General features: G+C 32.0%; 17 protein-coding genes and 1 tRNA gene. 10 read left to right on the top strand and 8 right to left on the bottom strand.

The annotated features are described in order from the left end of the window. Positions 1–5 precede the first annotated feature (5 nt). From OLM57_RS03545 to OLM57_RS03560, 4 genes are all read right to left on the bottom strand, one after another. On the bottom strand, positions 6–644 hold the full coding sequence (locus tag OLM57_RS03545) for a hypothetical protein (protein WP_264565864.1): 639 nt from the start codon (positions 642–644) through the stop codon (positions 6–8). Continuing rightward, positions 637–3672: an Eco57I restriction-modification methylase domain-containing protein gene (locus tag OLM57_RS03550; RefSeq protein ID WP_264565865.1), complete on the bottom strand. Its 3036-nt coding sequence runs from the start codon at positions 3670–3672 to the stop codon at positions 637–639. The genes OLM57_RS03545 and OLM57_RS03550 overlap by 8 nt, the downstream gene beginning before the upstream one ends. Before the next feature lie 556 nt (positions 3673–4228). After that, complete coding sequence (locus tag OLM57_RS03555) at positions 4229–4924, bottom strand: DUF4276 family protein (protein ID WP_264565866.1); 696 nt, start codon at positions 4922–4924, stop codon at positions 4229–4231. Between the two features lie 8 nt (positions 4925–4932). Continuing rightward, the gene (locus OLM57_RS03560; protein WP_264565867.1) at positions 4933–6030 is read right to left on the bottom strand and encodes an AAA family ATPase; all 1098 of its coding nucleotides are present in this window, start codon (positions 6028–6030) and stop codon (positions 4933–4935) included. Between the two features lie 833 nt (positions 6031–6863). Between OLM57_RS03560 and OLM57_RS03565 the strand changes: the two genes are divergently transcribed. Together OLM57_RS03565 and OLM57_RS03570 are read left to right on the top strand one after the other, a co-directional pair. Next, positions 6864–7265 (top strand): hypothetical protein, encoded by a 402-nt coding sequence (locus OLM57_RS03565; protein WP_264565868.1) that lies wholly within the window; start codon positions 6864–6866, stop codon positions 7263–7265. Positions 7266–7351: 86 nt separating this feature from the next. Further along, a complete protein-coding gene (locus OLM57_RS03570; protein ID WP_264565869.1) occupies positions 7352–7792 on the top strand; it encodes a JAB domain-containing protein in 441 nt (146 codons plus the stop codon). 89 nt (positions 7793–7881) lie between these two features. On the opposite strand, the gene OLM57_RS03575 is transcribed toward OLM57_RS03570, so the two are convergent. Next, positions 7882–8112, bottom strand: coding sequence for a helix-turn-helix domain-containing protein (locus OLM57_RS03575; protein WP_264565870.1), 231 nt, complete (start codon positions 8110–8112; stop codon positions 7882–7884). 96 nt (positions 8113–8208) lie between these two features. Here OLM57_RS03575 and OLM57_RS03580 point away from each other — a divergent pair, with 96 nt between their 5' ends. Next, positions 8209–8928 (top strand): hypothetical protein, encoded by a 720-nt coding sequence (locus tag OLM57_RS03580; protein WP_264565871.1) that lies wholly within the window; start codon positions 8209–8211, stop codon positions 8926–8928. A gap of 30 nt (positions 8929–8958) precedes the next feature. Next, a complete protein-coding gene (locus OLM57_RS03585; RefSeq protein ID WP_264565872.1) occupies positions 8959–9468 on the top strand; it encodes a hypothetical protein in 510 nt (169 codons plus the stop codon). A 342-nt stretch (positions 9469–9810) separates the two neighbouring features. On the opposite strand, the gene OLM57_RS03590 is transcribed toward OLM57_RS03585, so the two are convergent. Then, positions 9811–9890, bottom strand: a tRNA-Leu gene (locus OLM57_RS03590). Between the two features lie 218 nt (positions 9891–10108). On the opposite strand from OLM57_RS03590, the gene OLM57_RS03595 reads away from it, so the two are divergent. The 3 genes from OLM57_RS03595 to pth all read left to right on the top strand — a co-directional run bounded on the left by OLM57_RS03595 (position 10109) and on the right by pth (position 12735). Beyond that, the gene (locus tag OLM57_RS03595) at positions 10109–11050 is read left to right on the top strand and encodes a ribose-phosphate pyrophosphokinase (RefSeq protein WP_077377844.1); all 942 of its coding nucleotides are present in this window, start codon (positions 10109–10111) and stop codon (positions 11048–11050) included. A 66-nt stretch (positions 11051–11116) separates the two neighbouring features. Beyond that, positions 11117–11725 carry a 50S ribosomal protein L25/general stress protein Ctc gene (locus tag OLM57_RS03600; RefSeq protein ID WP_264565873.1) on the top strand — a complete coding sequence of 203 codons (609 nt, stop codon included), beginning with the start codon at positions 11117–11119 and terminating at the stop codon, positions 11723–11725. Between the two features lie 338 nt (positions 11726–12063). Next, the gene (pth, locus tag OLM57_RS03605) at positions 12064–12735 is read left to right on the top strand and encodes an aminoacyl-tRNA hydrolase (protein WP_264565874.1); all 672 of its coding nucleotides are present in this window, start codon (positions 12064–12066) and stop codon (positions 12733–12735) included. Positions 12736–12787: 52 nt separating this feature from the next. Here the strand turns inward: pth and OLM57_RS03610 are convergent, their stop codons facing one another. Further along, positions 12788–15517, bottom strand: a complete 2730-nt coding sequence (locus OLM57_RS03610; RefSeq protein WP_264565875.1) for a reprolysin-like metallopeptidase — start codon at positions 15515–15517, stop codon at positions 12788–12790. Between the two features lie 214 nt (positions 15518–15731). On the opposite strand from OLM57_RS03610, the gene OLM57_RS03615 reads away from it, so the two are divergent. From OLM57_RS03615 to bioB, 3 genes are all read left to right on the top strand, one after another. Then, positions 15732–16676: a bifunctional riboflavin kinase/FAD synthetase gene (locus OLM57_RS03615; RefSeq protein ID WP_264565876.1), complete on the top strand. Its 945-nt coding sequence runs from the start codon at positions 15732–15734 to the stop codon at positions 16674–16676. A 192-nt stretch (positions 16677–16868) separates the two neighbouring features. Then, positions 16869–17306, top strand: coding sequence for a hypothetical protein (locus tag OLM57_RS03620; RefSeq protein ID WP_264565877.1), 438 nt, complete (start codon positions 16869–16871; stop codon positions 17304–17306). Between the two features lie 100 nt (positions 17307–17406). Then, on the top strand, positions 17407–18492 hold the full coding sequence (gene bioB / locus OLM57_RS03625; protein WP_264565878.1) for a biotin synthase BioB: 1086 nt from the start codon (positions 17407–17409) through the stop codon (positions 18490–18492). Between the two features lie 74 nt (positions 18493–18566). On the opposite strand, the gene OLM57_RS03630 is transcribed toward bioB, so the two are convergent. Further along, on the bottom strand, positions 18567–21080 hold the full coding sequence (locus OLM57_RS03630; RefSeq protein WP_264565879.1) for a T9SS sorting signal type C domain-containing protein: 2514 nt from the start codon (positions 21078–21080) through the stop codon (positions 18567–18569). Positions 21081–21136: the final 56 nt, after the last annotated feature.

A 21136-nucleotide genomic window follows, 5' to 3' on the forward strand; every position in this document is an offset into this window, starting at 1 on the left:
ACTCTTTAATTAAGGATTGGGTTTATTTTACTTGAAAAATCCAACATTAGATGATATAATGTTAGATTATTTGACTTTGTAGTTGTATGATTAGATACATAGGAATATTTATAATCATTAATGAATTGATGAAACTTTAAGTCTGAAAAACACTTTGTGTTTTTCTCAATATCTATTGAATTAACTACAAATCCAATCATACCATTTACTTTTTTGAAAGATGGATATTTTTCATTTTCGACAAACCTGTTTATCCCATTTTCGATATATTTTTTATTCAATTCATTTGAACCGTCAATTCTTTTACATTCAATAATATAATACGCATTTGTATTTTTAGTTCTTTCAATAGCATTATAAACCTTTATATCTGTTCTACCTTTTACAGAATCATTATCATCATTAAAAAGTTCTACTTCTGTATCAAATAAATATGGTGTTAAACCTAATTCTTCTCTAATTAAATTGTTTTCTAAATAATTTTTATAAAGCCCATTTCTGATTAAATTTTCATTATTGTCAATTGTCGTATAATCACACAACATCTTATTATAACAATTATATATCTGATTAAGAATAAATTCAAACACTTCATCCTTGTAAAAATCAAGGAACTTAAAATTTGATGCATCTAACTTACCCATCAATATTTGAATTTGAGTTATGTAATGCTTCAATAAATTCTGATAAATCTAAATATGCAAGTGCAGGATGCCAAGATTTATATTCATTTGGTTTAATAACATAGAATCCATCATTTTCAAACCCTTTAATATCTTTTTGAATAAAAAGGTTTTGTCCAACATTTTCAAAATTCAATCTTGAAAATGTACTTAATAAATCTTTGTAGCCTTTTTGAGACCAAATAATTTTTTTAGATGATTTTGATTTATTTGGTATTACTCTAAAATACATTGCAATTGTATGATTAGAATATATAATCTCAACTTCAAAGAAATGCCCTTCTTTATTATAAATCGCTCCAAAGTGATTTAAAAAGATTTTAGCATACTCTTCAAGAACTGAATTTTTGTAAACTACTCTTTTGAAAATTTCATTATACTTTTTACCGGTTCTTAATGGAATAGAAATGTTTTCTGAATAATTAAGTAATGCCTTTTCTTGTTTACTAATTAAATAATTCTTTTTAAGCTCATTTTCAATTTTCTCTAAAATTATGTTTGTCACATCTAAATCAAATGGATTGTAAAGAATAGAATCATGAACTTTATTCATTTCAATTTTTAATTCATCAATATGCTGTATCAACAATTCACTTGTTACATATGGAGTATTAAGTTTCTCATCAATATGCACTTGTTTTCTTTCAATTCCTAAAGAGGATGCTGTCAACATTAAATAACTAGAAAAAAACTTTGAATTATATATTGCTTCTAAGGATTTAAGGATATCTACGTCTTCATCATTAATTGCTTTTATAGCAAAAACAGAATCTGTAAAAACACAGTCTACTGTTGACAAACAAGCAATTGAGAGATAGTCAGAATTTGTACCTTTTTTTGTTAACAAAACAGGTGCTTTAAAAATGTTTTCATCAGGTAAAAATCCAACTACTTCTTCATTCCAAAGCTTATTCTTTGTGATTAAGTAGTTTTTTAATTCTTTTTTAGAAGTATCCACAAATGGTTTACCTATTAAATTTACAGTTGAAGAATTATTTTTCCCATCTTTTCTTTTTAGTCCTCCATATTTTATGAATTTTTCAGAAGGTAATGTATCATTAACAGTTAAAAAATCATTTTTCAATCTTTTTATAAAATAAAAATCTAATATATTACCAAAAACTAAAGTTTTCCATATCCAGTCAAAATCTAAAAACAAACTTTGAAAAACTTCTTTAACATCAAATTTTTCTATTACTAATAGCTTTAATGTATTGAAGAAATAGTTTGGTTTTACTGAGATATGTGTAATTAAGTTGTTTTTAAAATCTTCATCTTTTTCTAAAACCTTGTAAAATAAAACTACAGCAGGCTCAATAGAAGAATCATTTGAAACATTAAATATTTTTTCAGCAATAGAAGACAATTCAAATACTTGTCTGAATTTAAAATTTGTAAGTAAATATCTTCTGTAATCTTTGGCATTAATATTATATAATACCTTACTTGTAACAATTAAAGCAGATTCATCAAAAGAAAAATCTTTTACTCTTATAAGAAAAACTTGAGAAATTTGTTTATCAGTTACTTTAATATCTGTCTTCTCAATTTTCTCTTTTTCTTTCCAATAAGATTCATAAAGCTTAACACTATCTTCAACTTTTCCCCAAGGTGGATTTCCTAAAATAAATTGAAAATGTTTATTTTTAATTATATTGTTATAATCAGCATTTAAATCAAAAAAATCAGCAACAAAAAAGTTAGTGCCAAGTAAGGCAGGAAATTGAAATCCAACTATACTACTCGGTTCTAAATAATCAAGTAGTGTAATGTATAGTGAAAATATTGCAACTTTAATTGCATTCTCATCTTTGTCAACTCCAAAAATATTTTCAGTTAAAAGATATTTTAATTCTTCCTTGTAATCATCTAATGAATCACTATAATTTGGATTAATTAATCTGTATTGTAAAATTATTTGCCTTAAAGTTTCAACCAAAAATATTCCTGATCCACATGCAGGGTCTAAAACTCTACAATTATATTGCTCTGTATTTAAGTTGAAATATTCAGTTACAGTTTGTTTTTGAATATAATCAACTAAAAAAAGTGGAGTGTAATAAGCACCCTGCTCAGCTTGATTACTTCTTCCTATAAATTTTTCATATACATTACTTACAAATTCAATTGGAATAATTGAAAAATCATAAATATCAAAAAATGACAATTGTATTTCAGATTTTTTATTTAATGAGGTTAATTTATCACCATTCAATAAACTTATAATTACTTCGAGACTGTCTTCACTAACAAAGTCTTCTTCATTTACGGCATCATTATCAACAATAAATTCTAAAGGAAATAAGTTTCCATTGAAATCATTTCTAAGTTGTTTAAAAAGCTTGTAAGCAGTTTTTTTATTTTTTAAAATTTCATAAAATTGCTCTTTACTTAAAATTTCATATTTATTTAATTCTACTTTTCTATCAATTAAATATCTAATGAAAATTACTCTACCAATAAGCGAATTAGCAATACTATTAGCAACATTGTAAGTAATGTTTTTATCTAAAAACTTGTTGAGTAAAATACTTCTTGCACTTTCAATGTTGCTTAATAAATAGTTATCAATTCTTTTTCTGCTATCAAACTTTGATTTATACTTTTCCCAAGATTCTCCAGTTATTAATTTAAAATAATCAAAATCACTAATATTATTAGAATCAGTTAAATCATTTAATCCAGCATTTTTAACAAAATTGAACCCATTCTTTATTTGGATTTGATTTTGAGAAATAATAAAAATTATTGGAGTTTGATTAAAATTCCAAATTTGTTGTTCAAGTAAATCTAAATTTTGAGGGTTTTCAAAAAATAATATTAAGGGTTCATTATTGATGCAAAAAACAGCATCAGGAGATAGTTTTAGTAAGGTTTCTTTTATTCTATTAGAAACAATACTGAATTGTTTTAATTTAATATCAGACAAATAGAAAAGACCATCTTTATCAAGAAGGTCTAATTTTTCTAAAACTGAATTAATTTGCATATTAAAAAATATTCATTCTTGCAAATTTAATCAAATAAACGGATTATAAAAGAAGTAAAATGATATATGTGTAAATATCTTATTGTCAATGATTTACATTATTTTGTAAATTCATAAAATGCAAAACTCATTCAAAAAATTTTACTTCATTTATCCTGATATACTTCAAATTCTTGAGTTTTTTATATCCAAATAAGACCTTTTGTCACGAGACTTTGGTGGGCTTGCAAACAACTCTAATGCTTTAATAGAAGTAAATATAAAGAATTCTGGTTTCTCTTTTGGATTGAGTTTCTGCAAGTAGGGAATCTAAGAACAGACCAAATGACTTTTATATAAAATATTATTACATACCTTACAAAGAATGGCACAATAGAACCAAGTATGCTATTTGAACCACCATTTACTGATATGAATGATTATTTAACGATAACATCAAAAAAGCATTAACGGATGAGTTAGATTTAAAAAAAAGTGGAGTAAAATTGTAATGATTTTGGTCAATGAAATATTTACATATTTAATGACATGTTTAATAAATAAAATAAAATGTTTTTTAGTTTTTATCTGGGTAGTTTACATTTTTAAATTCAATAATTTTTTCTATCCATTCGTTTAATTTTGGGCATTTTTCTAATACAGTTTCTAAACCAATTTCAAGTAAAATGAAATTACCCTCTAGAACTTTATCATACTCTACATAATTAGCCAAAATCCTTTTCGAGGGGGCCGTTGTTGGTCCATCATTTATATCTTCCGGAAACTTATTGTTTTCAATAATACTGCATAATTCTTCTAAATTTGCATTTCTTTCATCAACACAATTTACAAACCCACATTTGTCAGAAAACAGCATAGCTTCAAACTCATGAAGTTGAATATAGGGAAGGAAATTTTTTGGGCTTCCATATAGTAAAAACAATTCACTTTCGAGATATGCTACTCTTTGTCTTGGAGTAGCATAATTTCCTCTATTTTCATAACCTGGAAATTTAGATGGAAGTGCATAATAGTCAATAAATGTGGTAACCAAACCATGAGGGGTAGAATAAATAAGCTTCTGTAAATCGCCATTGAAATACTTCCAATTAAAATTTGATAAACCTCCTTTATAGTTTTTTCCATCCGCGACAACTTTTGTTGAAACAATTATTGGTATTGCATAAATCCCATATTTATCTATATATGGATTCAAAACTTCTTTAACAAAAGTTTCTTCTGTTTGTCCTTCGACTAATACATTTAATATCATAAAAATGATTAAGGTCTTGCTCCTAAAATATTTTTTTCCCAAGCTTCTCCAAGACTATAATCTTCGAGCCAAGTTTCAATTTGCTCAGGGCTTAACCTCTTGAAGGTTGTATTTTTGCTTTCTCTCTCTACAATAATTATATCGTCAATTGAAAATTGATTAATCAATGTAACTGATTGTGTAGATATAATGACTTGATTCTTTTTTGATGTTCTTTTAATTAAATTAGCTAATAAATTAATAGCCGCGGGATGTAAGCCTAATTCAGGCTCATCTATAATTATAGTTTTTGGCGGGTCTGGTTGCAAAAGCAAAGTTGTTAAAGCAATCATTCTTATTGTTCCATCAGAAAAATGATGAGCATTAAAATATTCATCACTCCCTTTCTCACGCCATTCAAGCCTAATTTTTTCAGTATTTAACCTCATCGGTTCAAGTATGAAGGTATCAAAAAAAGGTGCTATTTGCTTTATAACATTTTCTATTAATGCTAAAGATTTAGGGTTTTGCATTTTAAGTAAAAAAAGGAATGCCGCCAGATTACTACCATCTTTTCTTAAAAATCTATTGTCATGAATGTCACAATTTTGTTTTATAGGAGATTTTGAACTTGTGTCATGAAAATGATATATTTCAAAAGTGGAAAGAGCCATTCTAACATACTCAGGAATACCACCGTAGCCTCTTTTGTCTTTATGCTCTTGCGATAATTGATTAAGATTAGACTCTTTATACCCATAATTTTTCATACCATATTTATGCCACCCATTAGAGAAAAAAGCAGCAACCTCATTTGAAAAATAAAAAGTATCCTCGTCATTTGGTTTTAATGCAAACTCATATGCATTGTTATTGTGGAATATAATATGTCCTGCTAAAAAAGTAGATTTTTTAACTCCGAAATGAATTATATTGTTTGCTCCTCCCTTATCTGCAACATATTCCTGTAAATTCCTGTTAGCAATCTCTTTCAAAAGAGTCAGAAATGAAATAAAATTACTTTTACCAACACCATTTGACCCAATTAAAATATTGATATTATTTAAAGGTAAATTATCTATTTTTCTAATAGATTTATAATTGTATATGCTTATATCTTTAATCATAATCAAATATATGCATATTTTGAAAATTTTTCTTCATTTTTTTTTAGTTATACACAGTCCTGATGGTTTGATGTCCTGATGGTTTGATTATAACAATGAATATTAAAAACCTTTTGAAACCATCAGGATGTTGATTGACAAATATTAAAAAAATTAAATATACTGCACTTTTGTTTTTTTGTATATTTTTTCACGCTTTTTTAACAGACTTGATTACCCTGCCAAAACAGCCCCCCCTCCCAAACCAATACAAAACCCCCACCCATACTCGACAAAGAACAAATTTTACCAGCAAAATATGAGAACACGAGTTGATAGCTGTGTGTCTAAAAGTTGTAAAAGTCTTTGTCAAGAAAATGTTTAACTCAAAAATTAGAAAAAATGGTACGAATTATTAGTTACAAAAAAAAGAGAAACAGAAGAAGGTAAAGAATTCTTTGTGTTAGAATTTCAAGGAGGAATAACAATGGGTAAGAGCAAAGAAACTGGCAAGTTATATGCTGGTGCCAACAAAGCGACAATTCTTCAACATTCGATCAAAAAACATGCGAAGCTCTAATTGGAGCTTAATTATGGGTAAAAGTTTAAGCATATTTTAAAATTTATGCTTAAAGTATTTATTTTTTATTATACCAAAAATTTGAGTTGTTTTTTTTACGAGAACCACCCTACTAAACACCCCCCCGCTCCCTCCAAAGCAATTACAAGACCCCCACCCATTTCAAGAACAGAATAAATTTTAGTCCGCAGATGAAAACATAAGTTGATAGCTATGTTTATCCTTTGCCTAAGAGTTGTTTTGTTTTTAAACGTTTAACTCAAAAATTAAAGTAATGGTAAGAATTGTAAACTATCAAAAAAGACAAACAGAGGAAGGAAAAGAATTCTTTGTTTTGGAACTACAAGGTGGGATTGAAGTGATTAAATCCCAAGAAACTGGGCAGTTTTATATGACTGCGAGAAAAACATCAATTTCATCAACGTTTGATGAACTGACTTGTCAATCTTTAATTGGAACTGAGGTATCAGGAAAGATTGAGAAAGTAACTTGTGAACCTTATAAATATGTAATTAAGGAAACAGGTGAAGTTGTAATGTTGTCACACAGATTTCAGTATGTTGAAGAAGGCAATCAAACTGCTAAAGTTGAGAAGAGCAATTTAACAATTGAAGGCTTTATGGAGAATGTTCCGGTAGGAAATTCTTTTTCTACTAATGGAGCATTAACACATTAACCAAAATAATCCCTTTTACATAAGTACTCTTATCACTAGAATGAGAAGTGGATTGTAAGGGGGATTTTTTATAAAAAACTTATATTATGATTAATGAATTAGCAGAGATACACGTCTCGTACAGAACTAACAACTACAATAAGATTAAAATAACGAGTATTCAAATTGCTTTTGAATTATTAGTCAATTCATGGTGTAAAGATACTATTGAATTACAGGAAGAATTTAAAGTAATTCTCCTTAACAGGTCTAATGAAACTTTAGGGATTTATTCATTATCAAAAGGAGGTACTACCGGAACAGTGGTTGATGTAAGATTACTTTTTGCAGTCGCTTTAAAATGTAATTCCACAGGAATTATCATTTCACATAATCACCCTTCAGGAAAATTACAACCAAGTGATATAGATATTACCTTGACAAAGAAGATTAAAAAGTGTTCAGAATTTCTTGATATTGTATTGCTTGACCATTTAATAGTTACAAAAAATGGTTATTACAGTTTTTCCAATGAAGGATTAATTTGAAATAGTAAAAGCGTAAGACTGCTTTAAATCTGGATGAATTTTCAATAAAATATAAATTGAATCTTCTCAATATTATTATTAATAGCCTTTTATTTAAATCTGAAGAGTTCTATTGCAGGAACATTCAAAGCATTCGCCACAATCTGAATAGTAGTTAAGGTTGCATTTGCTCTTCCTGCTTCTAATCTAGACATGTTACTTTTTTCAAAATTACATTTGGCAGCTAAATCCTGTTGAGACATTTCTTTCTCAATTCGAATTTCCTGAATACGTTTCCCAACCCTTATTTGCAAAGCGTTTTCCAAATTTCTGATTATCATTTATGATAAGTCAAAATTTGTGTTATTTTTGCTTATTTGGTTATCGTTTAAGATAACATATGAATTTAATACAGAACCTTTAAACTAAACTTACACATGAATCAAATACAGAACAAAAAAATACCAATCACTATCATTCTAATTAGTGTATTAAGTTTACCCTTAAGCTTTCTAATTAAGGCTCCTTATGATTATGCTTTAATTGCGTATTATAGCGAGAATCAAATAAGCATCCCTTTATCAGAGTATTATGTCATATGGGATTGGTTATCATTAGAAAGGGCTACAATAATTCTATTTCTGTCTCTTGCTATTGGAATATACTGTTATCTCTACAAAACAGATGAAAACATTAAGTCAACTCTTAAGAATTGGTCAATAAAAAATAACGTGTTGTTGAGATTTTTCAGAACAGCGAGTCAGAAAACTGCAAACTTCTATAAAGTTAAGCCTGATGAATGTATAAATACACCTGAAATCACTCCAACAAGCGAAGACTACATTGAATATAATTCTGTCAAAAAAGAAAGAACTAAAGCATTATGCATTGGGGTTGTATTCTTGCTACTCTTAACTGCTGAATACTCTTTCGCTTATATGAGTACAGGCATGCTAATAACAGCGATTGTATTAATGTTTATTCAAAAGTTGGTAGGTGCAAACCTATGTAATGCGCTTGCACCATACAATTATGGTAACTCATGGATATGGATTCTATTTGGATTTATATTTCCATCTATTGCTTTAATAGTTTCTGGTTCTGGAATTGCTACAAATGAGAAATCTGAAATACTGAACAAAAAATTTGATAAATAGATTCAATAATTAAAACCAAAACTAACAAAAATGAAAAATTTACGATTACTCTTAATGGCATTATTAATGATCTTTTTGCTTTCCTGCTCTGGAAGTGATGACAATAACGAAAATACAAACCCGAACCCAAAGCAATATAAAATCTTACTTACAGGAAATGCTATAACAAATACCTGCGACGTTTCTACAAACTCTTATGCTATTAAAGCAGAGTACACTTCTGATGGAGTCATTATTGATTCAAATACATTTAATGGAAGCAACAACCAATCTATAAGTGATGAAACAACTACCGGAGGTACAAATCTTGCGGTTAAACTCACACTTAATAATTTCGACATCAACAATCAAAATATCGGCAGGGGAACTGGCATTCAAAGTGTTACTATCAAGGTTATAGATGTTGAAACTGAAGAAGTCTTGGTAAACAAAACTGGTATCGCCTTATTCATTTGCACTGACAGTTATTACCAAGCCGATTTAACCTATAATACAGAGACGGGTGTGCTTTCAAGTAATATTTTAAGACATGACTTTTAAACACTGTAATATTCTAGGTCGAATATAGGTCAAATCTTGCTGTGAAAAAGAATGAAAAAAGAAAGATAAGTATGAAAATGGAAAGATTATTGAAATACTTTTATATTTTTGTCGCCATGTGTTTTGGCAAGTAAATGTTGCAATATGTAACATAATGATATTCCCTTTCTACCTTCTGTTAATCAGAGAACACTTAGAATTAATAATTTATACTTTCATTATAAAACGAACTCATTAAAACAAAATAACCTAATTATTAACCGAACAATACAAAAATTGTACAAGTTTAAAAACAAAAAACCTCTAAATTCCTTACTTATAAGGTTTTAGAGGTTTTTAAAGTACCCGGAGCCGGAGTCGAACCGGCACGGTTTCCCACAGGTGTTTGAGACCAGCGCGTCTACCAATTCCGCCATCCGGGCTTAGCTAGACATGAAATAATAAACAATTATTTCAACGCAATAAAGAGACAATCAATATTAACAATTATCTTTTCCTTTAACACGGTGCAAATGTAAAAAATATTTTTAAACATTCTAATAAAAATACTTAAATTTTTCCTTTCAGAGTTGAATAAATTTTATAAATTTGCACCTCCTAAAAAACGGAACACTCAACTAACTACAAAACAACAAATTAAATGTCACACCTAGAACCAGAAGCTAAAATTTTTGCTTGTTCAAAAAGTGAATATCTTGCAGAGAAAATTGCAAAAGAATACGGTATCCCAATGGGGAAAGTTACCATGTCTACCTATAGTGATGGTGAATTCCAGCCTTCTTATGAAGAGTCTATCAGAGGGTTACGTGTTTTTATTGTTTGCTCCACTTTTCCAACTGCAGATAATTTAATGGAATTATTATTGATGATTGACGCGGCAAAACGCGCTTCAGCAAGACACATTACTGCTGTAATCCCTTACTTCGGTTGGGCGAGACAAGACAGAAAAGACAAGCCAAGAGTGCCGATTGGAGCCAAACTAGTAGCTAATTTACTGGACGCTGCAGGAGCAACAAGAATAATGACCATGGATTTGCATGCAGATCAAATACAAGGATTCTTCGAGAAACCAGTAGATCACCTTTTTGCATCCACAATCTTTTTACCATACGTAGAAAGTTTAGGTCTTGATAATTTAATGATTGCTTCACCAGATATGGGAGGATCAAAGAGAGCTTACGCTTATTCTAAATTCCTAAATTCTGAAGTAGTAATCTGTTACAAACAAAGAAAAGCCGCCAACGTTATCGAAACAATGGAGCTTATCGGAGAAGTAAAAGGCAAAAATGTAATCTTAGTGGATGACATGATTGACACAGGAGGAACTTTGGCGAAAGCCGCCGATTTAATGATTGAAAAAGGAGCCTTGAGCGTTAGAGCCATTTGTACGCACGCCATTTTATCGGGTGCTGCTTACGAAAAAATAGAAAATTCAAAATTGTTGGAACTAATCGTAACCGATTCTATTCCGTTAAAAAAACAATCTAATAAAATAAGAGTAGTGAGTTGTGCACCGCTTTTTGCCGAAGTAATGCACATGGTGCACCACAACAATTCCATTAGCGGGAAGTTTTTAATGTAATTCGTTACACCAAAACAAAAGCTAATACAAACAAGAGTTTAATTAATAACTATATAAATATTTACAATGAAATCGATTACAATTAAAGGATCAGAAAGAGAAAGCGTGGGCAAAGTAGCAACTAAAGCCTTACGTAATGCTGGATTGGTTCCTTGCGTATTATACGGAGGAAATCAGGCAGTTCATTTTCAAGCGGAAGTTATAGCTTTCAAGAACTTGGTTTACACTCCAAACGCGCACACAGTTGTGATTGAGCTTGGTACTGGAAAATCATTCAACGCCATTTTGCAAGATATTCAAGTTCACCCAGTATCAGACAAAATTTTACATATTGACTTCTTTCAAATCTTTGATGACAAAGAAATCACTATGGAAGTTCCAGTAAAAATCACTGGTAACTCAAAAGGAGTTTTAGCAGGTGGTGAATTACGTGTTAACAACCGTAAATTAAAAGTAAGAGCTTTGCCAAAAAATCTTCCAGATTTCGTTGAAGCAGACATTACTCCTCTTGACATGGGTAACAAATTATATGTTACTAAAGTGCCAACACCAAACTTCAAAATCCTTGCTCCAGACAATACAGTAATTTGTCAAGTGAAGATCTCTCGTGCCGCTATGAAAGCAGCTCAAGAAGCAGCAAAAGCAGCAAAAGCTCCTGCAAAAAAGAAAAAATAATACTTTTTCAATCTATATCAAAAGCATCAGTTTCACAACTGGTGCTTTTTTTTTGAATAGAAGCGAAAGATTGGGCATTTTTAGAAAACATGCATTCCTCGCCCCCGATAGCTATCGGGGTTCCAAATCTTTTATTTTTTAAAGGAAAAAATAAAAGGATTTTCCCTCCCATCGGGGCTAAAAGGGAAGCATCGTCTATTTTTGGAAGTATTCTTAAAATCAATTCAAAAATTCAAAATTTAGAATTTAGAATAATTTTACATTTCTCTTGGTTCAATTCTCTTGGTTCTTTCTTCTTAACACTTTTCTCTTTATTCTTTTTACCCTATTTTTGCACCATGATAAAATGGATACAAAACCTGTTTTCATCACCAAAAACAGCAGAGAACACAGATAATATGAAACCGGAGGTTCACGAACACCAAAAAACAATAAAAAACGTGAGTAAGAAATTTTTAATCGTTGGCCTTGGCAACATCGGCTCCGAATACGTAAACACCCGACACAACATTGGTTTCAAAATCGTTGATTTCCTAGCCAAGAAAGAAGGAATCTCATTCGAAACCGTAAAATTAGGCGCACTTGCCGAATACAAATTCAAAGGAAGAACCTTTCTGCTTCTGAAGCCCAATACTTATATGAATTTGAGCGGAAAAGCCGTAAAATATTGGATGGACAAAGAAAATATTCCACTGGAAAATATTTTTATAATTACCGATGATTTAAACTTGTCATTCGGAACCATTCGCATCCGAAAAAAGGGCAGCGACGGAGGACACAACGGACTCAAAAACATCAATCTCGTTCTGAATACACAAGAATACACCCGATTCCGTTTTGGCATCAGTGATGAATTCAAAAAAGGACAGCAAGTCGATTATGTTCTTGGCGACTGGGATGATACTGAAAAAGCAAAACTTCCCGAAAGGCTCGAGCTGGCTTCCGAAATTATAAAATCATTCGGAGCAGCTGGACTGGAAAACACTATGACAACCTTTAACGGAAAATAAAAAAAGGGAGACAATCAAATTTGCCTCCCTTTTTTATAAACTTAAAATCAAATTATTCGACTATAATTTTAGAAACCCCTTTTCGATCTCCATCAATAACCGTAACTATATAAGCACCAACAGGCGCATTAACCAACTGAATGTTTTCATTGAAATCGCCCGTATTTTTATATTTTCTTTGATATATTTTTCGCCCTAACATATCATTTACCAAAACTTGAATGTCTGTTGTATTTGGACTTGCAAAGCGAATTGCGAAATTTCCTTTATTCGGATTGGGATACAATACAAAATCTGTTATATCAAAACTTGGGGTAGCCAAAGTATTATAAGCACTGGAGCATATGGTTATAGAAGCCGAATCCAAAGTTCCAGTGTCGCCAACACCTTTGTCTCTAACTCTTAGTTTCCAAGTGCCTTGGGGATTTTCTCCATTAAAAGCAGACAACAGTTGAGCGGGTGCAACCGTTTGCTGAATAGTCTCCCCACAAGTAAGGGCGTCTCCTAAATCATCATAGGTAATAGTCAGGCTGCTATCGGTCGCACCACAGGAACCATCAAATAACTTTACTGTCGTTCCAGTTGGACTCACCATTTCTATTAAAACATCTCCCAGATAAGTATGTGTGAACTTTACGTTTACATTTACATCTACAATTTCTGTTGAAGAAGCAGGAACCACTATCGTTTTTTCAGCAAAAGTTGCTGATTCCGGAATAGCAAATGGCGCGGCAAATGTATAAGAACTACACGAAGTTGCTATAGCGTATCCCAATGCAAAAGGCTTACTGTTTACGGCATAATAAATATTTGCAGTAGGCTCAATCAAAATTCTACAGTTCTTAGCCGCCGTCATTGGCGCAGTTACAACCTCTGAGCCATCATTTGGTGTATTTGCAGCCAAAACAGTTGGAAAAGTCAAACCTCCATCTGTAGATAATTTAATATTTACATTGGCAGAACCTACTAAAGAAGTTGTCCCGTTAACATTCCAAGTAATAGTTTGTGAAGACCCTAAAACCCAACTAGCATCAGTTGCATTTTGAGAAGTGATGGTAAATGGTCCCTTAGTTGCATTCACTGTGACATTCATAATATCCGTATTGGTTTGTCCTAAACCGATAGCGGCATTTTCTCTAGCGGTAAAAGCAAATGTCATTGTTCTCGCTATAGAAGAAACCGACTCCCATGTTGAACTCAATTGACCTACCAAAACTTTATTTAAGGCAGGCATGTATCGATTTGAAGAACTGCTCGGCAAAACCGATCTGAAATTGGGTCCATTGGGTTTTGTATCATATGCAATACTGTTTCCGTCACTCTGACTACTGTCTGCCGAATTGTATTGTTCCCAACAATAAGTCATTTTATTTCCATTCGGATCCGATCCTGCACCTTTCAATACAAAAGCAGTATTTTTTGGTATGGTATAATCTAATCCTGCATTTACTGTTGGGGTTTGATTGGTCAATGCTGTACTAATAGGACAAGATTTAGTAGCCAAATTATCCTGAATTTGTAAAATACTGGCATAGGTAAAATAATCATCCGACTGGCTTTGAACATTATAATCAGTAATACCTGCATAGCCCATAATTGTAGAACCACTGCCTGGTTCTACACTCACACCTGTTCCTTCTACCTCAAAAGAAAAAGAGTGATTGGCTCCCAACTGATGACCCATTTCGTGCGCCACAAAATCAATATCAAATGTATCTCCTTCTGGCTTACTATCTGCTGGAGAGGTATAGCCACTGCCTTTGCCTAAACTATAAACTGGTTTTGAAATTGTACTAGACAATGGATCACAAACGCAGCCAATGCAACTGGCATTACCTCCACCTCCTGAAGCTCCAAATAATTGGCCAATATCATAATTGCCTTCCCCAATCTTATTCGTTATTGTACTTTGCACTTCTTCATTCCAAGTATCCGGGCAGTCCCCGGTACAACCAGAAACAGTAGTTACACCTTGGGTAGCATCCGAATATGGATCCGTAACAGGATTAGTATAAATAATATTGGTGTCATTGCCAATAATAATCAACTTTAGAGCCAAATCTTTATTAAAAATACCATTAACTCTGCTCATTGTAGCATTCATTCCTGCCAAAGCACCCGCAACTGTTCCTCCAAAATATTGGGCATATTCACCTGTACAAGAAAGTGCCAATCGCATGGTTTTAAAAACACCATTATTTGATTTCAATAAACTTGTTTTTTTTACCAAATCCTTATTCATTCTCACATCCTCCGTTTTACATGTCAAGGGCAAAATGCCTTTGTCCCTGCTCTTTGAAGTCAAAACTACATATAATGATTTATTATCAGCCAAGTGCTCAATAAATTCCGAACCGCTATCTCCTCTTAAAACCATAGTTTGAATTCCATTTGGGGAAATGCTAAAATTGATTGAAGCTTTAGGGTCTGTAATTCCAATTCCGGAAAAAGCTCTGATTTCGGGATATTGTGCTTGCAATTCAGGATCAAAATTAGATGATTCTACCACTACAAATTGTTCTATTTTGCCAGTATTGTTAGGTATAGAAATTCGAACTCCTTTATCTATATTGGATTTACCATACAAACCATTTAATGACTGTTTAAATTCCCCTTCATTGAGTTGAAAAAACAATTTTTGATTCGCATCCGTTGATTTGTTTTCAAGTCTTTGAGAATAAGAAATCTGAGAACTACCAACTTCTTTCCAAAAGTTTTTCTCTTGTGAATATCCTATAAAACCAAAGACAAAAACTCCAATAAAAAGTAGTAATCTATTCATTTCCATAAATTTTGAACAGCAAAATTAAATATTTTTAAAAGGAATAAGCAACAATTTAGAATTGTTTTAAGAAAACACCACAAATTGAAACTAATAAACACTTTTTTTAACCACTATTTTTAAATATAATTGCCAAAAAAGCATAAATTAGAAACCTCTTATGCTCTTTTTAGAATAGATAGTATAAATTTGCAAATTATTAAAAAAAAGCACTTTGAAGATTTTTCATTCTATAAACGATTTCCAAGTTTCAACAAACGGAACTGTAAAAAAAACGATACTTACTTTAGGTACTTTTGACGGTGTACATTTTGGACACAAGAAAATCTTGGAAAAATTAACTCAAAATACCGAGAACGGGAAATTTGAAAGTGTTGTACTTACTTTTTTTCCGCATCCACGCATGGTGCTCCAAGAGGATTCAGATATAAAATTACTCAATACCATTGATGAAAAGATTGAATTATTGGAAGCAATTGGAATTGAAAACTTAGTCATTCATCCTTTTGACGAAAGTTTTTCGAGATTAACTGCCGATGAATTTGTGCAGAATGTATTAATCGATCAATTTCACATTCATAAAATAATAATTGGTCACGATCATCGATTTGGCCGAAACAGAACAGCCAATATTGATGATTTGATTGCTTTTGGAAAACAATATGATTTTGAGGTTGAAGAAATATCAGCTCAAGAGATAAAGGAAGTATCGGTAAGTTCTACCAAAATCAGAAACGCTTTAATTGAAGGGAATGTAGCTTTGGCAAATGAATATCTTGGTTATAATTATTCACTAACTGGAACAATAATCAAAGGAAAACAGTTAGGAAGAACAATTGGCTTTCCAACAGCCAATCTAAAAATTAAAGAAAATTTTAAACTAATTCCTCAAAATGGAGTTTATATTGTAAAAAGTACATTCGGCTCAAAAACTGTTTTCGGAATGATGAATATTGGTTTTAATCCAACAGTTGAAGGCAAAATTCAAACCATTGAAATCAATTACTTCGATTTTAATGAAGATTTATACGATCAAAAAATCACGGTTTCTATTTTAGAAAGAATTCGATCTGAAGTAAAATTTGAATCCGTTACGCTTTTGAAAGAACAAATAGAGAAAGACAAAATTGCAGCTTTGACTTATTTTGACAACAATTGAGATTCATTCTATCTCAATTAAAAAACTGCCTCAGCAATTCCAAATTAAATAAATAACATCCCCATTGAAAGTATTAGGGACAAAACCCTCTTAAATCATTTTTATTATTCGTATTCTTTTTTTTTGTAAATTTATATCAAACTACTTGACTTTCAATTACATATTCTATTCTAACTTAAAAAAAATGAAAAAATGAAAGTAAAAAAAGAAATTAAAAATGGGTTCTTTATTTTTATAACTGTAGGTACTTATTTTCTTCTAATGGAATTCTTAGGATTATCTGATCTTTTCTATTTGAGATTATTCAATGTGTTTTTTATCATTTATGCTGTAAATGACACTTTAAAGTCTAGGATTGCACATGGCAAGAAAAAATTTGTCCCCAATGCGATAGCCGCAACGGTTACTTCGGTTGTTGGTGTTTTTTTATGCATTCTTGGGTTGTTAATTTATAGTTACATGAGAGGTGGAGATGCTTACATCCAAAATTTATCCGAAACCTTTCTATTTGGAGGACATCCGTCAATTAATATGTATTGTTTTACCTTGTTTTTTGAGGGAATTGCCTCTTCGGTAATTGTTACGATGCTATTAATGTTGTATTATAATGACAAATTTGTAGCCGATTAAACTACTTTTTAAAACTATTCAGAGTAAGTCTTTTTAAGACATGCTCGTTGCTTGTTTAGAACAATTTGATTACTTTTGGGGGCATCAAAATAAAGGATCAATGAGTATCACAAAACACAACTGGACAACAGAAGAAATTATTGCAATTTATAATAAACCTATGATGGATTTGCTTTTTGAAGCGGCTACAATCCATCGAGAGCACCATGACCCAAACGTGGTTCAGGTTTCAACTTTGGTTTCCATAAAAACAGGTGGATGTTCTGAAGATTGTGGGTATTGCCCCCAAGCTGCCAGATACAACACAGGTGTTGAAGGCAATAATTTAATGTCAGTAAACCAAGTAAAAGAACAAGCTATTCAAGCTAAATCAGGAGGTTCATCCCGTGTATGTATGGGAGCTGCTTGGAGAAATGTAAAAGATGGCCCTGAGTTTGACCAAGTGCTGGAAATGGTTCGTACCATTAACAAAATGGACATGGAAGTTTGTTGCACTTTGGGTATGATTACCGAAAACCAAGCGCAACGATTGGCAGAAGCGGGTTTATATGCATACAATCATAACTTAGACACTTCAGAAGATTATTACAAAGAAGTAATATCAACTCGTGGATTTGAAGATCGCTTACAAACCATAGAAAATGTTCGTAAAACTAGCGTTACTGTTTGTAGCGGTGGAATTATAGGAATGGGTGAAAGTATCGAAGACAGAGCGGGAATGCTAGTGGCTCTTTCTACATTAAACCCACAACCAGAATCGGTGCCGATCAATGCATTAGTCGCTGTAGAAGGCACACCTATGGAAAACGAAAAACCAGTAGAAATTTGGGAAATGATTCGAATGGTTGCTACCACCAGAATTGTGATGCCCAATACACAAGTTCGTTTATCGGCAGGAAGAATGAACATGAGTAGAGAAGGTCAAGCCATGTGCTTTTTGGCTGGGGCTAATTCTATATTTGCTGGAGATAAATTACTAACCACTCCAAATCCTGATGTCAATGAAGACATGAAAATGTTTGATTTATTGGGTTTAAAACCTCAACAACCATTTAAAAAAGCAGCACAACGCCCAACAGTCGAAGCAGCAGATTCACAATTTGAATCTCTTGGAGAAAAACCAAAATGGACAAGACCTGGACATACAATTGAGAAAAATTTAGAAGCTTCTATAAAAGGAAAGTAATCCTTTTTGAAATAATTTGTAACCCCCATTTTCAATATGAAAATGGGGTTATTTTTTTTAGAATTAAATTTATTCTAAAAAATAATTTCGTTAGCCTTTTTCAATCCGTTGCTCAATTCTGTAACTACAACTAGTATTTGTTTGCCACTGACAATATTAGAAACTACAAATTCATTTCTGTTTACTTCGATTTTTTCATAAAGCAACCTTCCTCTCAAATCATAAACCATCACTTTGGCAATCGTTTCCTCAAAAGAGTTAATGGTAATTTGGTGATTGTCTACCGATACAGCAACTTGGTTTCTAGATTTGCTATAATCCAGATTTCCTAAACTTGGATCTAATACTTCTACCGGAGGGCCAACCGCAACCGTTTTATCAACATAAACCAATACAAAACGATCGTTGAACGTTCCTTTCAAAGTAGTGAAAGTATAAGGGCCTTCTTTTAAATTATGAAAAACATTCAGACTTTTATCTTCTAAAAAAACTGCTTGGTTACTCAAAATCCCATCAGTTTGAATGATGCTTATTGTAAATGTGCCTTCTATTGCCGTTTTGTATCCCAAAGCTACTTCATCTGTTTTCATGAAAGGCAATGCGCGACCTTGTATCGTGAAATTGGCCTCTTTAATAATACTGTAAAAATCAATATAGGTATTCCCGTCAAAACTCGCACCATCATACAAATTATCCACACCATTGGTAGCTCCGGTGATATAACCAACCAACAGTTGCTTGAATGCGCCTCCTGCATTGGTCAGATTCAGCCAAACCCTATTCTTCTCAATACCTGATTCTTTCTTTGTCTTGGACATCTTGTAAAATTGTGCGTTGGAGGTCGCATCCGGAATCCGCATCGAATTGTTAAATTCAATAGCCCCTGCTGCTTTGCTACCCACAAAAAAAGATTGACCTGCAGCTATTTGACCGGATGGAGCCGGACCGCCTGTCGGCGCTCCTTTTGTTCCTCCTGTTAAGTTATAAACAGCATAATCATTTGATTGATAAATATAACTAGAACCACTTTTACTTATTGCTGTATTATGTGTCCAAAAATACAAGGAACCACAAATAATTGCAGAATTGTTAGTGTTGGTCATAAACAAATCGGCATCTATAGCGGATGGGTATGGATTTCCAATTAAATTATATTGATCGGCTCCAACAAAAAAATTATAATAACCATTATTCGGAATTCCAGTAAAAGCTACAGGCTGTGAATAAGGAAAAACTACTAATTCTCCATTTGCCCAACGGCCAGCTTTGGGTGTACGAATAATATATCCTACAGCAGCATCCATTCTTCCTGTATACAAAACCCACTTGTTTGCACCACCATCAAATTTAAAATATTTATCTGACAAAGTATTGGGAGACAATGCAACTGTAGTTTGCATTGGGCTAGTAACAGGAGAGGACCAATAGGTAAAATCAAAATTCTTCATTGGAGCAGAAATACGCTTGTAGGTAATTTTCCCTATATTCACTGCTGCATCGTTGCCTTGAATCAAACTTGCATTATTTTCAAAGACCAAAGAGCCAGTTTCCGAAACATTCAATCCGTTCTCGACATTCAAAATTGCTTCCGAATTTGTTGCTCCTGAGATTCCTACCGATATATTTACTCCAGAATTGATTTGACAAGAGCAAGCATTTAATTGCTCAGTAATTACAGCATTTCCATTAAAAATGGCTTTCTTGGTGATATCAGGCACACCATTGTCCCAAGAAATCCCATCAAAAATAGTTGCTGGTGAAAAAACAACACTTGTATTTGAATAATCACTTATTCCACAATCACTCTTTGCTCGCAAACGGACATAATAAGTTTGTCCAGCAATTATCCCTGAGACATCTTGTTTTGCAATATCCGCTAAAAACATATTGAAATATCCGGCAACTGGGTTTATAAAACTTGAATCCGTAGCAACATCCAAAATGTAACTATCGGCTTGGAGTGACTTAATCCAATTGACATCAAAAGATGTTGATGAACACGAAATAGATATGTCTGATAAATAGGGAGATTCTGGGATGAAACAACCTGTACTTCCATCGAAATTAAAACTATTGATACTAAAAGTTCCTGTACCGGCCATTGCCTCCCAAGCATAAATCCTAAAAGTTGTTGTCGTTGTTCTATTTTGAAAAACAGTATTAGACAAAGATACTGTAGAACCTGCAGCTACAATAGTGCCAATATCCGTAGCAAAACCATCTATACTAGAACGAAAAGCAAATTGTGTTGGACCATTTGCAGAAACCTGTCCTACAAAAGAAAAACTCAAAAAATCAATTTTTTTCCCAGCTATTGGATTTATCGAAAACTCATAGTATTTACTGGAATCTAAATTTGTAGAACTCCAACTTGTGGCATCATACCTATTATTAGCGTTTTTTCCAAAAATTCCGTTACCTCTACTGATGCCAGAAACCATGCAATTTGGGTCAACTGTTTGCCCATTGGTATAAGGGTTTGAAAGATTTGGGTTAATGTCAGTAATTGGATTGAAAAAAATAGATTGTCCGTAAAATCCAAAAGATTTTAAAAAAAGAATGGATAAAAGTAAAACGATTTGCTTCATAAATAACCTTTAAAAAATTAGAATGAATACCATGTGTAAATACGTAATATGTGCAC

This window comes from Flavobacterium sp. N3904 (assembly GCF_025947305.1).
In the GTDB taxonomy this organism is placed as follows: domain Bacteria; phylum Bacteroidota; class Bacteroidia; order Flavobacteriales; family Flavobacteriaceae; genus Flavobacterium.

Bases quoted from the DNA above. Each gene is read 5' to 3' on its own strand.
- OLM57_RS03545 (WP_264565864.1), bottom strand. From the start codon at position 644: ATGGGTAAGTTAGATGCATCAAATTTTAAGTTCCTTGATTTTTACAAG.
- OLM57_RS03550 (WP_264565865.1), bottom strand. From the start codon at position 3,672: ATGCAAATTAATTCAGTTTTAGAAAAATTAGACCTTCTTGATAAAGAT.
- OLM57_RS03555 (WP_264565866.1), bottom strand. From the start codon at position 4,924: ATGATATTAAATGTATTAGTCGAAGGACAAACAGAAGAAACTTTTGTT.
- OLM57_RS03560 (WP_264565867.1), bottom strand. From the start codon at position 6,030: ATGATTAAAGATATAAGCATATACAATTATAAATCTATTAGAAAAATA.
- OLM57_RS03565 (WP_264565868.1), top strand. From the start codon at position 6,864: ATGGTAAGAATTGTAAACTATCAAAAAAGACAAACAGAGGAAGGAAAA.
- OLM57_RS03570 (WP_264565869.1), top strand. From the start codon at position 7,352: ATGATTAATGAATTAGCAGAGATACACGTCTCGTACAGAACTAACAAC.
- OLM57_RS03575 (WP_264565870.1), bottom strand. From the start codon at position 8,112: ATGATAATCAGAAATTTGGAAAACGCTTTGCAAATAAGGGTTGGGAAA.
- OLM57_RS03580 (WP_264565871.1), top strand. From the start codon at position 8,209: ATGAATCAAATACAGAACAAAAAAATACCAATCACTATCATTCTAATT.
- OLM57_RS03585 (WP_264565872.1), top strand. From the start codon at position 8,959: ATGAAAAATTTACGATTACTCTTAATGGCATTATTAATGATCTTTTTG.
- OLM57_RS03595 (WP_077377844.1), top strand. From the start codon at position 10,109: ATGTCACACCTAGAACCAGAAGCTAAAATTTTTGCTTGTTCAAAAAGT.
- OLM57_RS03600 (WP_264565873.1), top strand. From the start codon at position 11,117: ATGAAATCGATTACAATTAAAGGATCAGAAAGAGAAAGCGTGGGCAAA.
- pth (WP_264565874.1), top strand. From the start codon at position 12,064: ATGATAAAATGGATACAAAACCTGTTTTCATCACCAAAAACAGCAGAG.
- OLM57_RS03610 (WP_264565875.1), bottom strand. From the start codon at position 15,517: ATGAATAGATTACTACTTTTTATTGGAGTTTTTGTCTTTGGTTTTATA.
- OLM57_RS03620 (WP_264565877.1), top strand. From the start codon at position 16,869: ATGAAAGTAAAAAAAGAAATTAAAAATGGGTTCTTTATTTTTATAACT.
- bioB (WP_264565878.1), top strand. From the start codon at position 17,407: ATGAGTATCACAAAACACAACTGGACAACAGAAGAAATTATTGCAATT.
- OLM57_RS03630 (WP_264565879.1), bottom strand. From the start codon at position 21,080: ATGAAGCAAATCGTTTTACTTTTATCCATTCTTTTTTTAAAATCTTTT.